Origin of the sequence: Streptomyces sp. NPDC005262, assembly GCF_042872425.1 — a bacterium.
Lineage (GTDB): Bacteria > Actinomycetota > Actinomycetes > Streptomycetales > Streptomycetaceae > Streptomyces.
Window position 1 is genome coordinate 13,229 of the sequence record NZ_JBIAKK010000001.1, and the last position, 14,075, is coordinate 27,303.

The following is a 14,075-nucleotide window of genomic DNA, read 5'->3' on the forward strand; positions in this document are numbered from 1 at the left end:
CGCGCTTTCCAAGTACGAGAATTCGGGTGCGCATGGCATTGACCCTCTCTCCGACGCGCACAGCGTGTCAAGTAGGTGGGATAGGCATCTCAGAATGTGGTCCGCTGAGCAGCGGAATCGAGCCGCCTGTCAGGACGGGCTGAGCGGTGGGGCCGCCGGGCACCGGGAACTCGCCGCGCACCAGCGTGCGGCGCAGACGGTACTCGTCCAGCGGCCCGGAGAAGGCCATCCCCTGGCCGTGCGTACAGCCCATGGCGCGCAGCGCGAGGACCTGTTCCGGCACGTCGACCCCGTCGGCCACCGACTGCAGGCCGAGGTCGCAGGCGATCCTCAGCAGCCCACTGGTGATCTTGTGCAGACGGGCCGACTCCACGACTCCCTCGACGAGACCACGGTCCAGTTTCAGTACGTCGATGGGGAGTCGGCGCAGCGCGTTGATCGCGGCGTAGCCGCTGCCGAAGCCGTCGAGCGCGATCCGCACGCCGAGCCGGCGCAGCCCGACGAGACGCTGTTCGAGCTCGTCGACGGAGACCCGGGGGTCGTTGTCGGAAACCTCGATCATCAGCGCCCCCGAGGGCAGGCCGTGCCGGGTGAGAAGCGCCTCCACGGAGCCGAACGGCATCGCCCCGTCCAGCAGCCTGCGGGCGGACAGCCGGACGGCCACGGCGACCTGGTGTCCGGCCCTGGCCCGGTCGGCGGCCTGCTCGACGGCCTCTTCGAGGAGCCAGCGGCCGAGCTCCGCGGTGCGGTCGCCGTCCTCGGCGACGCGGAGGAACTCGGCGGGGGTGAACAGGATTCCCTGCGCGGAGCGCCAGCGGGCCTGGGCCGCGACAGCGGCGACGGTGCCGGTGGCTAGATGGACCACGGGCTGGTGGAGCAGGGCGAACTCGCCGTCCCGCAGGGCGGTGCGCAGCCGGGCCGCCAGCTCGGACCGGCGTACCACTTCGGCCTGCATCTGCGGAGCGTACAGCTCGACGCGGTCCTTGCCTGCCGCCTTGGCGCGGTACATGGCGAGGTCGGCGTTGCGCATGAGGTCGGTGGGGGTGATGGCGGGCTCGGCGAAGGCGACCCCGATGGAGGCGGCGACGCGGACCTCGCCGCCGCCGATCCGGTACGGCTGGGAGAGCGCGAGGCGCAGCCGGTCGGCGATCTCGTGGATCTGGTACTCCCGGGCGCTCTGGTCGTGCGTCCCGTCTCCGAGGATGAGCGCCGCGAACTCGTCGCCGCCGAGGCGGGCCGCCGTGTCCCCGGCCCGCACGGACTCCTGGAGGCGGCGGGCGGCCTGGACGAGCAGCTCGTCGCCCGCCTGGTGGCCGAGACGGTCGTTGACCGCCTTGAAGCCGTCGAGGTCGATGAAGAGCACCGCGGTACCGGGGTCACCGGAGCGGCGGCCGCCGAGAGCCTGACGGACCCGGTCGGTGAACAGGGAGCGGTTGGGCAGGTCGGTGAGCGGGTCGTGCTCCGCGTTGTGCTGCAACTGGGCCTGCAGCCTGACCCGTTCGGTCACGTCCCGGCTGTTGAGGATCAGCCCGCCCTGGTGGCGGTTGACGGTGGACTCGACGTTCAGCCAGTCACCGGTGCCGGATCTGAACCGGCACTCGATCCGGGTGGTGGGTTCCTCGCTGGGCGGCGCGGCCAGAAACCGCCGCACTTCGTGGACCACGCGCCCCAGATCCTCGGGATGGATGATCGAGGCGAGCTCGGCACCGATGAGATCGTCGGCCTCCCGCCCGTAGACACCGGCGGCGGCGGGGCTGACGTACCGGAGTATGCCGGTGGGGGCGGCGATCATGATGACGTCGCTGGACCCCTGGACCAGGGAGCGGAAGTGGTTCTCCTTCTGCGCCAGCTCCTGGGTGAGCGCGATGTTGTCGACGAGCATGATGCCCTGCCGTACGACCAGGGCGAGCACCACCATGCAGCCGGTGAAGACCACGACGCGGTCCAGCCGGCGGCCCTCGATGACGTTGTAGAGAATGCCGAGGGTGCAGACGGCCGCGGCGAGATACGGCGTGAGCGCGGCCAGTGAACCGGCGATCGGACGGCTGGTGGTGCGCGGGGCCGGGCGCTGCTCGACAGCGTTGTCGCCTGGCCGGTTCGCGCCCCAGGGGGCGTAGGCGAGGAGCAGCGAACCGGCGAACCAGCCGGCGTCCAGCAACTGGCCGGAGTGGTAGGTCTGGCGGAGCAGCGGCGAGGTGAACAGCGCGTCGCAGAGGACCGTCAGAGCGAGGGCGGCGATGGCCGTGTTCACCGCGGCGCGATTCACGTTGGCCCGCCGGAAGTGCAGGGCTAGCACCATGGAGACCAGCACGATGTCGAGCAGCGGATAGGCCAGCGAGAGCGCCGCGCGGGCCACGCTCGCCCCCTCGGTGTCGGCGAGATGCGCCGTGTGGGCGAGCGCCAGGCTCCAGGAGAGCGTGAGGAGCGATCCGCCGATCAGCCAGGAGTCCAGCACCAGACAGAACCAACCGGCCCTGGTGACAGGCCGCTTGGCGAGAACGAGCAGCCCGACGATGGCGGGGGGCGCGAAGCAGAGGAAGAAGACGTCGGCCGACGACGGGCTGGGCACGTCGACACCGAGCACGACCTCGTACCAGCCCCAGACGGCGTTCCCTCCGGCGGCCATCAGCGAGGAGAGCGAGAACAGCAGCCAGGCGGGCCGGAACCGGTCGCACGCGAAGCGCGCGTAGAGGAAGCAGGAGACGGCCGCGATCAGGGCAGCGACACTGAGGCCGAAGTCGCCCATGACGAGGGCCAGCTCGGACGAACCCCAGCCGAAGGCCGCCCCCACGGCGTAGCCGCCGCAGACCAGGCCGAGAAGGATCTGCGAGACCACCCCGGACGCCTGTCCGGCGGTCGACCGCCGGGAGAAGAACGCCCCGAGAGCGCTCGCCGGGGCGCTCACCGAGGTGTCCCCGATGCTGTCGGGCTGGTGAGGGCGCGGCGCGATGGGCGCCCAGGTGGTCTCCGTCGACCGCCCTGCCGCGTCGGATCGTTCGCCCATCGGCCCTGCATCGCCCGTCGCCCCCCTCGCATTCCGCTGCCACCCCGCGCCGTCCCTTCCACGGCGCAGCCCCCATTCGGGACGATACACCAGACTCGTCACACAGGGACATAGCTCTTCTACTCTCCGTGACGACTTGGGCAGTTGTCGACACTCTGCGCAGTAGAACGGATTCGCAGCGTGGTCAGCCGGTGGTGAGTACGACGTTCTGCACCGGCTCCCCCGCGGCGAACCGGGTGAGCTGTCCGGCCAGCAGCCGCTTGGCGCGCGGCAGGAACGCCGAGGTGCTGCCGCCCACATGCGGTGTGATCAGGACGTTCGGAGCATGCCAGAGGGGGTGGCCGGCGGGCAGCGGTTCCGGGTCGGTGACATCGAGTGCCGCGCGCAGCCGCCCGGACTCGAGTTCGGACAGCAGGGCCTTGGTGTCCACGACGCCGCCGCGGGCGACGTTCACGAGCAGCGCGCCGTCCGGCATCGCGGCGAGGAAGTCGGCGCTCACCAGCCCTTGCGTGGAAGGGTTCAGCGGGGTGGACAGAATGACGATGTCGGCTTCGCGCAGCAGTGCGGGCAGGTCGTCGAGTGTGTGTACGGGACCGCGTGCTGTTGTCCGCGCGGAGCGCGCGACGCGCGCCACCCGCGCACACTCGAAGGGCGCGAGCCGGTCATCGATGGCGGCGCCGATCGATCCGTACCCCACGATCAGGACGGATTTGTCGGCGAGCGCCGGGTAGAAGCCGGCCCGCCACTCCTCCTTGTCCTGACCGTGGACGAACCCGGGGAAGCCGCGCAGCGAGGCGAGGATCAGAGCGAGGGCGAGCTCCGCCGTCGAGGCCTCGTGAACCCCCTTGGCGTTGCACAGCCGCACCCCGGCGGACAACCGCCCGAGCCCCGGCTGGACATGGTCGATGCCCGCAGAGAGCGTCTGGACGACCTGGACCGCCCCCATCCCGGCGAGCGGGCGGACCGCGATCTCCGGCCCCTTCATGTAGGGGACGACATAGAAGGCGCAGTCCGCGGGGTCGGCGGGGAAGTCCTGCTCGCCGTCCCAGAAGCGGTAGTTGAGACCCTCGGGGAGCCCGTCGATCTCCTCGGCCGGAATCGGCAGCCATACATCGGAAGTCGTCGTAGAAGTCATGGTCAGGAGGCTATGCGAAGTTCCCGAGACGGCAGAGGTTACTTTTGGGTGCGGTGCGGGGTCCCGTGACGGCGGGGCCGAGGGAGGGTTCGGGGAGTTGGAGCGCAGGAGTCTCGGTGCGGCGGCGCTCGCCGTGGGTGCGGTCGGGCTCGGCTGCATGCCGATGAGCTGGGCGTACAGCGCGTCCCAGCAGCACGGTGACCGTGCGTTGCGCACGGTGCACGCCGCGCTCGACGCGGGCGTCCAGCTGCTCGACACGGCGGACATGTACGGCCCCTTCACCAACGAGCTGCTGATCGGACGGGCCCTCAAGGGGCGCCGCGCCGATGCCTTCGTCTCCACCAAGTGCGGGCTGCTGGTGGGCGATCAGCACATCGTGGCCAACGGCCGTCCCGGCTACGTGCGCCGGGCCTGTGACGCGTCGCTGCGGCGGCTGCAGACCGATGTGATCGATCTGTACCAGCTGCACCGGGCCGATCCCGAGGTGCCGGTGGAGGAGACCTGGGGCACGATGGCGGAGCTGGTCACCGCCGGGAAGGTGCGTGCGCTGGGGCTGAGCGCGGTCGGGGCGCGGGCTTCGCGCCGGCCGGGAGCGCGGATACATGACGGAACGATTCGCCAGCTGGAGCGGGTGCAGCAGGTCTTTCCGGTGAGCGCGGTCCAGACGGAGCTTTCGGTGTGGTCGCCGGAGGCCCTCGACACGCTGCTGCCGTGGTGCGCGGCGCGGGGTGTGGGGCTGCTGGCGGCGATGCCACTGGGAAACGGCTATCTGACGGGCACGCTGACGCCGGGCCAGGGCTTCGAGCCGGACGACCTGCGGGCCAGGCATCCGCGGTTCACGGCCGAGATGATGGCGGCGAACCAGCCCGTAGTTGTGGGGCTGCGGCGGATCGCCGAACGGCACGGGGCGACTCCGGCACAGGTGGCGCTGGCGTGGGTGCTGCGCCAGGGCCCGCATGTGGTACCGGTGCCGGGCACGAAGCGGGAGCGGTGGGCGGTGGAGAACGCGGGGGCGGCCGGGCTGGAGCTGACGGCGCAGGACCTGGCGGAGATCGCGCGGCTGCCGCGGGCGCTGGGGTCGTGGGACTGAGCGAAGAAACTCGGCGGTCATGCGGAACCCGGGGCCGGGCTGCGGTGTAAGAACAGTAGTCAGGCAGCCGTCGAAGGGATCGGTGTTGTGCGCGCTTCTGTATTCGGATCCGTGAGAGCCCAGGGGGAACGCCCGCGAGGGTTTCCCGTTGCGCGCCGCGCGATGGTGACCGCGGTCGCGGTGGGCTCGCTGATGGTGTCGGCGGGATGCTCGTCGAGCGACGGTTCGGGGAGCACGGGAGGCGACGCGGCGAGCACCGCACACCCACCGCCGTCCTCCTCCGCTGCGTCCTCGTCGTCCTCCGCCCTGCCGCCGCCGTCCTCGTTGCCGCCCGCGAAGGGCTCGGTGAAGGTGGTGTCGACACTGACCGAGGGTCTCGCCTCACCCTGGGGTCTGGCGGAGCTGCCCGGCGGCGATCTTCTGGTGTCCTCGCGCGACGAGAGAACGATCACGCGGGTCGACGGGAGAACGGGGAGCAAGACGCTGCTGGGCACGGTGCCCGGAGTGTCGCCCGCCGGGGAGGGCGGGCTGCTGGGCATCGCGATCCCGCCGACGTACGCCTCGGACCATCTGGTGTACGCGTACTTCACGACCGGGTCCGACAACCGCATCGCCCGCATGCGGTACGACGAGCACGGTGACGCCGGCCGGCAGCTGGGCGCGCCGCACACGATCCTGCGGGGCATCCCGAAGGGCAACATCCACAACGGCGGCCGGATCGCCTTCGGCCCGGACCACATGCTGTATGCGGGGACGGGTGAGACGGGGAACACCGGCCTGGCGCAGGACAAGGCGTCCCTGGCGGGCAAGATCCTGCGGATGACACCGGACGGCAGGCCGGCGCCGGGCAACCCCGAACCCGGCTTGTTGATGTATTCGTACGGGCACCGCAATGTGCAGGGGCTGGCCTGGGACAGCCGGAAACAGCTGTGGGCGTCCGAATTCGGGCAGGACACGTGGGACGAGCTGAATCAGATCGTGCCCGGTGGGAACTATGGCTGGCCGAAGTACGAGGGGAAGGCCGGAAAGAAGGGTTTCGTCGACCCCGTGGCACAGTGGAAGACGTCCGAGGCGTCCCCGAGCGGGATCGCCTTCGCCCAGGGCTCGATCTGGATGGCGGGCCTGCGCGGTGAGCGACTCTGGAGGATCCCGCTGTCCGAGAGCCCGGACAAGGAACCTCTGGCGGCCCCGCAATCGTTCCTGAAGGGTCAGTACGGCCGGCTGCGCACCGTGCTCGCGGCGGGCGGCAACAGACTCTGGCTGGTCACGAGCAACACGGACACCCGCGGCACACCGGAACCGGGAGACGACAGAGCCCTGGTGCTGGAGGTGCGGTAGCGGCTGCAGCAGGTGAAAGGGGCGCGAGCCGGTGTTCAACTTCTTCGAGGAACTCTTCGCCCCGGGCCGCAAGCACGCCGCGGAGGAGCAGAAACGCCTGGAGCTGTCTCGGGTGGACCTGGGCGTGGGCGATCCCGGCCGCGGCCCGATAGACCTCGCGTCGGGAAAGGTGACGGTCCGCCTTCCGGAACCGGAGGACGGGGGCGAGGACGAGAACGGGGACGAGAACGGGGACGGGACCGGGGACGAGGAGACCGCATCGCCCCCGTCCGACGATTGACGACAGCCGGGCGGGCGGCCGGGACCTCCACCGCACCCGCACCCTGCTAGGACACCTCGTGGGCGCGGTACAGACGGAGGCGGTGGGCGAGCGCCGCGGCCTCGCCGCGACTGGAGACGCCGAGCTTGGCGAGAATGTTGGAGACGTGCACGCTCGCGGTTTTGGGTGAGATGTAGAGCTCCTCGGCGATCTTCCGGTTCGTGTGCCCGGCGGCGACGAGCCGGTGCACGTCCTGCTCGCGCCGCGTCAGTCCGAATGACTCCACCGCCGCTGCCGCCGCGGCCTGGCGCTGCTCCTCGGCGTGCTCGCGCTCCGCTGCCCTGTCCACAGTGGCGTCGTCGGCCGGGACGATGACGGCGGTCGGGATCTCGTCGCCGGGAGTGGCGAGCGTGATGCGGGCGCGGCCGGCCAGCAGCTCGATGGTCTCGGTCAGCGGACGCGCGCCGAGCCGTTCGGCGGTGCTGTGCGCGTCGCGCAGGAGACTGGTGGCCCTGGGCCGGTCGCCGGAGGCGATGAGGAGGGCTTCGGCCCAGCGGTGGTGGACCTGCGCCAGTTCGTAGGGGCGGTGCAGGGGGGCGAAGGCGGCGGCCGCACGGGACCAGTGGTCGGGGGTGTCGGTGCCCTCGGCGCGGGCCAGCTCGGCATTGATCAGCAGACCGTAGGCGGCCCAGACCGGGACGAGCATCGGCAACTGCTTCAGGTGCTTACGGATCAGGGCGAGGATCGCGGGACGCCCCGGCTCCGTGGCGGGCAGGCCACGGGCGTCCGCCTCGGCCGTGGCGGCGATCTGGAGCAGGGGCAGCGCGTACCGCTGGGTACCGGTCGGGAATCCCAGTTCCGCCTGGGCCTCGAATGCGGCCCGCGCCTCGGGAAGGCGGCCCTGCTGCGCGGCAAGGGTCACGGCGTGACGGACCGGGGCGATGAGGTGCTGGGGCTGCGGGTCACGGGAGCCGAAGTAGCGTTGGCTCAGCGCCAGTTGCACCTCGGCCTCGGCCAGGTCACCGCGAGCGAGGGCCAGCTCGGTGCGGCGCGAGGCGACGAGGCCGTGCGCCTTGCGGGACTGGGCGGCCCGGGCGGCCACATCGGCGGTGGCCTGGCTCTCCTCCCAGCGGCCGAGGGAGAAGTACGACATCGCCTGGTTGGAGCGGACCCAGGCCTCCGTGTCGGGGATGCCGTGGCGGTGGCAGACCTCGATCCCGTGGTCCGCGGCGGCCACGGCCTCCACGGAGCGGCCCATCGATTCGAGTGTGGAGGGGAGGTTGATGCTGGCGCGGCCCATGATGCCGACGAGGTGGAGTTCATCGGCACGGTCGCGGACGGCGTACATCTCGGCGATGCCCTCGTCGACGGCGCCGGCGTCGGCGGTGAGCCAGCCTCGGGTGAGCCGGGCGTGCAGTTCGATGTACTCGTCGCCGACGAGTTGGGCGTACTCCACGGCCCGGTCGGCGGCGGCGAGTGTCTCGGCGCCGGGGCGGTGCAGGGCGCCCCAGCCGGCCACGCTCATGAGGACGTCGGCGTGCACGGCGGACGGCGGCAGACCGCGGACCAGGTCCTGGGCGGTGGCGAGTTCCTGCCAGCCGTCACCGCGGGTGAGTGCCTGCACCAAATGGGAGCGCTGGACCCAGAACCAGGCCGCGCGCAGCGGGTCCGCCTCACCGTCCAGGACTCGCATGGCCTTCTTGGAGATGGCGAGGGCTCGTTCGCGGTCGCCGCCGAAGCGGGCGGCAACGGTGGCTTCGGCCATCAGGTCGAGGTAGCGCAGCGGGGTGGTGTCCCGTTCGCCGCCGCACGCCGGGTAGACCTCGGCGTAGTCGATGGGGCGCAAGGTGCGGCGTACCTCGTCGGGGACGTCGTCCCACAGCTCCATGGCCCTTTCCAGCAGCCGCAGTTGCTCGGCGAAGGCGTAGCGGCGGCGGGCCTCGACGGAGGCCTTCAGCACGGCGGGGAGGGCCTTGGCCGGATCGTGTGCGCCGTACCAGTAGCTGGCGAGGCGGGTGGCGCGCTCACCCGCGCGGACGAGGGTGGGGTCGGCTTCCAGCGCCTCGGCGTAGCGGCGGTTGAGCCGGGAGCGTTCGCCGGGCAGCAGATCGTCGCTGACGGCCTCACGGACCAGCGAGTGCCGGAAGCGGTAGCCGTTGCCCTCCGGTGTGGTGAGCAGGAGGTTGGCGCCGACGGCTCCCCGCAGCGCCTCGATGAGATCGTCCTCGGCAAGGCCGGAGACCGCGGCCAGCAGTCCGTACTCGACGGTGGAACCGCCTTCGGCGATGATCCGGGCGATCCTCTGGGCGTCTTCGGAGAGCGCTTCGACGCGGACGAGGAGGAGGTCGCGCAGCGAGTCGGAGAGTCCGGCGCTGTCGCCGCACTCCAGGCTGCAGGCGAGCTCTTCGACGAAGAAGGCGTTGCCGTCGGACCGTTCGAATATCTCGTCGGCGAGGGAGGGTTCGGGGGTGGCCGCGAGGATGCCGGTGAGCTGGCGACCGACCTCGGCGCGGTTGAAGCGGGCGAGTTCGATCCGGCGGACGGTGCGGAGCCGGTCCAGTTCGGCGAGGAGGGGGCGCAGGGGGTGGCGACGGTGGATGTCGTCGGCCCGGTAGGTGCCGACCACGACGAGGCGGCCGCTGCGCAGCGTGCGGAAGAGATAGGCGAGGAGGTGCCGGGTGGAGGCGTCGGCCCAGTGCAGGTCCTCCAGGACGAGGACGACGGGCCGGTCGGCGGAGATGCGTTCCAGCAGCCGCGCGGTGAGCTCGAAGAGGCGTGCGGTTCCGTGCTCGTCGGTGGTGTCCCGGTCGGCTTCGCCGAGTTCGGGGAGGAGCCTGGCCAGTTCGCCCTCCTGCCCGGCGCAGGCTGCGGCCATTTCGTCGGGCAGGGTGCGGCGCAGGGCGCGCAGCGCCGTCGAGAACGGGGCGTACGGCAGCCCGTCGGCGCCGATCTCGACGCAGCCGCCGACGGCGACGACGGCCTCGCGTCGGCCCGCCGCCGTCAGGAATTCCTCGACCAGCCGTGTCTTGCCGACACCCGCCTCGCCACCGATGAGCAGCGCCTGCGGTTCTCCGCCCGGGGCTCCCGGACGGCCGGGGGACCCGGCGGTGGCGCGGGCGAGCGCATCGGTGAGCGAGGTGAGTTCGCCTGCGCGGCCGACGAACACGGGACTGACGGACCTGGTCTCCACGCCGCCGAGCATCGCACATGGGTCCGACACGGTGGCGGTGGGAAGGGAATCGGCACTCATCGCACGCTCGTCACGCGGCGCGGACGAACCGATTCCGGAACGTACTCACCACCCCTTCGTCCTCCTGGCGTCCGGACCGACGCTCGGCGCGGCGGGCCCGGCGGGCCTGCCGGACGACGCGCTCCAGCTCGGCCCTGCGGAGGAGTTCAGCTTCGTTGATCTTGTGGAGCTCGAACGCGTACATGTGCTTCTCCCGGATGACGACGGCCTGTTGGGGCCTGGTGCAGGGGCAGTCGGTGTGCCGGCCCGGATCTGCCGTGCCGGCTTCTGCCGTGCCTCTACTGTCGTCTCCCAGGGGGTGCCGCCACATCGGGCGAGTTCCGCATCTCCACGCGGCGGGGGCCTTAGGCGCACGCGACGGTTGTCGCATGCGGACCTAGGCCCCCCGAGTGGATGCCTTAGGGCACCGCTGGTTGTCGCCTACTGCGCGGTCGTGGCTCTCAGCCGGCGGCTGCGCTCGCAGCCGGCAGGGCGACGATGAGGTCGAAGTACATGCCGACGGAGATCAGTACGCCGAGGACGCCGAGCGTGATGCCGGCGGTCGCGACGGCGCGGACCCAGCCGGGTTGCGGGTCGGCGGCGGGTGCGCCGAAGGCCGGGCGGACCAGGGCGAAGACACCGACGAGCAGGGCCAGCAGGGCGAAGAGGCCGTTGACGAGGGCGGTGGAGTGCCAGGCGTCACCGTAGATCTCGGAGATCTGCCGGGCCACGGAGCCGCCGGAGGCGGTCTTCATCTGTCCCAGCAGGGTCTCGCGCTCGGCGACGACCCGGCCGGTCCAGGCCCCGGTGAGACCGACGACGCCGAGTCCGGCGGCGACGACGGCCGCGGCGGCCGCGGCGAGCCCGGACGGTCCCCGGTCGGAGTCGTCTTCCTCGAGGTCGTCCTCGAGGTCGTGGTCCAGATCGGAGTCCTTGTCCGCCTCGGCGTCGAGGCCGCTGCCGTCGCTCACCGCGTGCTCGCCCTCGGCTTCGACCGCCCCTTCGTGGAGGCGGTCCGCCGCCTTCTCCTCGTGGTCGCCTTCGGCGGTGGGAGCCATGGGGGTCTTGGAAGTCGTGGGGTTCATGGTCCGCACGCTAGGCGGCCCGGATGAGAACGCCCTTAACGGCCACGGCCCGCCCGGCTCCCCGGCCCCGCCTCAGCCCCGCTGAGCGCGCCACTCGGGCGCCAGGACGGACCATATCTCCGAGTCGTGCCTCACTCCGCGGTACGGATAGTTCTGGCGCAGCACCCCGTCGCGTGTCATCCCGAGCCGCTTCGCGACCGCGACACTGCGGGTGTTGGCGGAGGACGCCACCCACTCCACACGGTGCATGCCACGCTCCTCGACCGCCCAGTCGATCAGCTTCCGCACCGCCCGGGTCACCAGGCCGCGCCCCTCCCCCGCCGACTCCAGCCAGCAGCCGACCTCGCAGTTCCCGGACTCGGTGTCGAAGATCCGGAAGAGGACGCCGCCGACGAGGGTGCCGTCCAGCCAGATGCCGTACAGCCGGCCCGTGTCGGCCGCCTGCTTGTCGGCGTACCGCTGCAGCAGGCCGCGCGCCGATTCGAGGTCGGTGGCGAAGGTGGCGAAGGGGATCCACGGGTCGACGAGTTCGCGTGCCCGGTCGATGTGGGCGAGGAACTCCTCCGCCTGCCAGATCTCCAGCGGGCGCAGTTCCGCACCGTCGTCACCCAGGGATACCGCGAACATCATGCTCCTTCGAAGTCGGTCGATGCCGGTCGCAAGAGGTCCGTCCCAGGAGGTCCGTCCCAAGGGACCGCGTGCGATCTCAGTGGACGCGCTGTGCGACCGATTCGTCGTCCTCGCTGCTGCGCGCCCCGGAAATCCTCGCATGCGTGTCCCGGCATTCGGGCGGCTCGATGCTGATGTGCGGCAGCCGCCGTTCCAGCCAGCGCGGCAGCCACCAGTTCGCACCACCCATCATGTGCATCAGCGCGGGCACCAGCAGCGTCCGCAGGACAAAGGCGTCGAGCGCCACCGCCGCAGCGAGCGCGATGCCGAACATCGCGATGACCCGGTCCCCGCTGAGCACGAAGGCCAGGAAGACCGAGATCATGATCACCGCGGCGGAGTTGATCACCCGGCTGGTCTCGGCGAGGCCGACCCGGACCGCCCGCCGGTTGTCACCGGTCTCCAGCCACTCCTCGTACATCCGGCCGACCAGGAACACCTGATAGTCCATGGAGAGCCCGAAGAGCACGGACACCATGATCACCGGCAGGAAGGGTTCGATGGGGCCGGCGCTGCCCAGCCCGAGCAGTTCGCTCCCCCAACCCCACTGGAAGATCGCGACGACGACCCCGAACGAGGAGGCGACGGCGGCCACGTTCATCACGGCCGCCTTCAGCGGAATGCCGATCGACCGGAAGGCCAGCAGGAGAAGCAGACAGCCGAGCCCTATGACGACTCCGACGAAGAGCGGAAGCTTGCCGATGATGACCTGCGCGAAGTCGTCGTAGCCGGCTGTCACCCCGCCGACATGGGCCCGGAGCGAGGTGTTCTCCTCGGCGTGCGGCAGGACGTCCGTGCGCAGCCGGTCGACGAGGGCGCTCGTCTGCTGGGACTGCGGCGACGACCTCGGGACGACGGTGACGAACGCCGCGTCGCCGCTGCTGTTGTACGTGACGGGGCTGACCGATGCCACCCCGTCGGTGGCCCTCAGCGTGGCGGGCAGTGCGTCCATCGCGAGTCGGTCGTCGGCGCCGTCGAGCTGCGCGGCGATCGTCAGCGGACCGTTGACGCCGGGCCCGAAGCCTTCGGCCAGCAGGTCGTACGCCTGCCGGGTGGTCGACGACGAGGCGTCGTTGCCCTGGTCGGAGGTGCCCAGATGCAGTGAGAACGTCGGCAGTGCGAGGACCAGCATCACCGCGGCGGCGGCCACGCCGAGCAGCTTGGGGTGCCGTTCGACGAACGCGGACCAGCGCGCAGCGAAGCCGGTGGGCAGTTCGGGCTGCGGTCCCTGCTCGGCGAGTTGTCTGCGTTCGCGCCGGCTCAGTGCCCGCATCCCGGCGAACGACAGCAGTGCGGGCAGCAGCGTCACCGAGGCGGCGACGGTCAGCACCACGGTGAGCGACGCGGCGATGGCCACGCCGTTGAGGAACCCGAGCTGCAGGATCAGCATGCCGAGCAGTGCGATACAGACGGTGGCCCCGGCGAAGACGACGGCACGCCCCGTCGTCGTGACGGCGTTCTGCGCCGCCTCGGCGACCGGCAGGCCGCGCCGTAGCCCTCTGCGGTGCCGGGTGACGATGAACAGGGCGTAGTCGATGCCGACGCCGAGCCCGATCAGCATGCCCAGCATGGGGGCGAAGTCGGCGACGGTCATCAGGTGCCCGAGCAGCACGATGCCCGCGTATGCCGTCCCGACCGAGACCAGGGCAGTGGCGACGGGCAGCAGGCTGGCGGCGAGCGAACCGAAGGCGAGGAAGAGGACCACCGCGGCGACGACCACCCCGATGGCCTCGCTGAGGTGGGCGGACGACGCTTCGGTGAGGGCGGCCACGGAGCCACCCACCTCCACCTGGAGCCCGTCACCGGCGGCTGCCTTCGCGGTGTCGACGACGGTCCGCGCCTGCTGCACCGGGATGTCGTCGGTCTGCTGGTCGAAGGTGATCGTGGCGTAGGCGGTGTGTCCGTCCGCGCTGATCTGCCCGACGCCGGAGGCCCCGTAGGGCCCGGTGACGTCTCCGACACCCGGCAGCTCCTCGAGCGCGTGCAGGGTCCGCGTCATCGTCTGCACGACGTCGGCGGCCCGCACGGTGGACCCGGTGGTGCGCCAGACGACGGTGTCGGTGTCGCCGCCGAGGTCCGTGAAGCCGTCCTGGAGCAGCTGGGTCGCCCTGCCCGACTCCGTGCCGGGCACCTCGTAGTCGTTGGAGTACGCGGAACCGGCCATGCTCGCCGCGGTGGCAGCGCCGCCGAGCGTGAGCAGCCAGATGAGGACGGCGAGGAGACGGTGCGTGATGCACCAGCGGGCGATGGCAGCCAACGGACGTGC

General features: G+C 71.3%; 10 protein-coding genes. 3 read left to right on the top strand and 7 right to left on the bottom strand.

The features are described 5' to 3' along the window. Nucleotides 1–67: 67 nt before the first annotated feature. Nucleotides 68–2,905 carry a putative bifunctional diguanylate cyclase/phosphodiesterase gene (locus ACFYP5_RS00065; protein WP_389030638.1) on the bottom strand — a complete coding sequence of 946 codons (2,838 nt, stop codon included), beginning with the start codon at nucleotides 2,903–2,905 and terminating at the stop codon, nucleotides 68–70. A 283-nt stretch (nucleotides 2,906–3,188) separates the two neighbouring features. Further along, nucleotides 3,189–4,139 carry a 2-hydroxyacid dehydrogenase gene (locus ACFYP5_RS00070; protein ID WP_389028439.1) on the bottom strand — a complete coding sequence of 317 codons (951 nt, stop codon included), beginning with the start codon at nucleotides 4,137–4,139 and terminating at the stop codon, nucleotides 3,189–3,191. Between the two features lie 133 nt (nucleotides 4,140–4,272). Between ACFYP5_RS00070 and ACFYP5_RS00075 the strand changes: the two genes are divergently transcribed. The 3 genes from ACFYP5_RS00075 to ACFYP5_RS00085 all read left to right on the top strand — a co-directional run bounded on the left by ACFYP5_RS00075 (nucleotide 4,273) and on the right by ACFYP5_RS00085 (nucleotide 6,847). Continuing rightward, the gene (locus ACFYP5_RS00075) at nucleotides 4,273–5,229 is read left to right on the top strand and encodes an aldo/keto reductase (protein WP_389030640.1); all 957 of its coding nucleotides are present in this window, start codon (nucleotides 4,273–4,275) and stop codon (nucleotides 5,227–5,229) included. A gap of 165 nt (nucleotides 5,230–5,394) precedes the next feature. Further along, nucleotides 5,395–6,567 (top strand): PQQ-dependent sugar dehydrogenase, encoded by a 1,173-nt coding sequence (locus ACFYP5_RS00080; RefSeq protein WP_389030642.1) that lies wholly within the window; start codon nucleotides 5,395–5,397, stop codon nucleotides 6,565–6,567. Between the two features lie 31 nt (nucleotides 6,568–6,598). Next, a complete protein-coding gene (locus ACFYP5_RS00085; RefSeq protein WP_389028442.1) occupies nucleotides 6,599–6,847 on the top strand; it encodes a DUF6191 domain-containing protein in 249 nt (82 codons plus the stop codon). Nucleotides 6,848–6,893: 46 nt separating this feature from the next. On the opposite strand, the gene ACFYP5_RS00090 is transcribed toward ACFYP5_RS00085, so the two are convergent. The 5 genes from ACFYP5_RS00090 to ACFYP5_RS00110 all read right to left on the bottom strand — a co-directional run bounded on the left by ACFYP5_RS00090 (nucleotide 6,894) and on the right by ACFYP5_RS00110 (nucleotide 14,066). Continuing rightward, on the bottom strand, nucleotides 6,894–10,028 hold the full coding sequence (locus ACFYP5_RS00090; protein ID WP_389030643.1) for an AAA family ATPase: 3,135 nt from the start codon (nucleotides 10,026–10,028) through the stop codon (nucleotides 6,894–6,896). A gap of 58 nt (nucleotides 10,029–10,086) precedes the next feature. Further along, nucleotides 10,087–10,260, bottom strand: coding sequence for a hypothetical protein (locus ACFYP5_RS00095; protein ID WP_389028444.1), 174 nt, complete (start codon nucleotides 10,258–10,260; stop codon nucleotides 10,087–10,089). A gap of 256 nt (nucleotides 10,261–10,516) precedes the next feature. After that, a complete protein-coding gene (locus tag ACFYP5_RS00100; RefSeq protein ID WP_389028447.1) occupies nucleotides 10,517–11,140 on the bottom strand; it encodes a hypothetical protein in 624 nt (207 codons plus the stop codon). A 72-nt stretch (nucleotides 11,141–11,212) separates the two neighbouring features. Next, nucleotides 11,213–11,767: a GNAT family N-acetyltransferase gene (locus ACFYP5_RS00105; protein WP_389030646.1), complete on the bottom strand. Its 555-nt coding sequence runs from the start codon at nucleotides 11,765–11,767 to the stop codon at nucleotides 11,213–11,215. Nucleotides 11,768–11,846: 79 nt separating this feature from the next. Then, nucleotides 11,847–14,066, bottom strand: a complete 2,220-nt coding sequence (locus ACFYP5_RS00110; RefSeq protein ID WP_389028450.1) for an MMPL family transporter — start codon at nucleotides 14,064–14,066, stop codon at nucleotides 11,847–11,849. Between the last annotated feature and the right edge of the window lie 9 nt (nucleotides 14,067–14,075).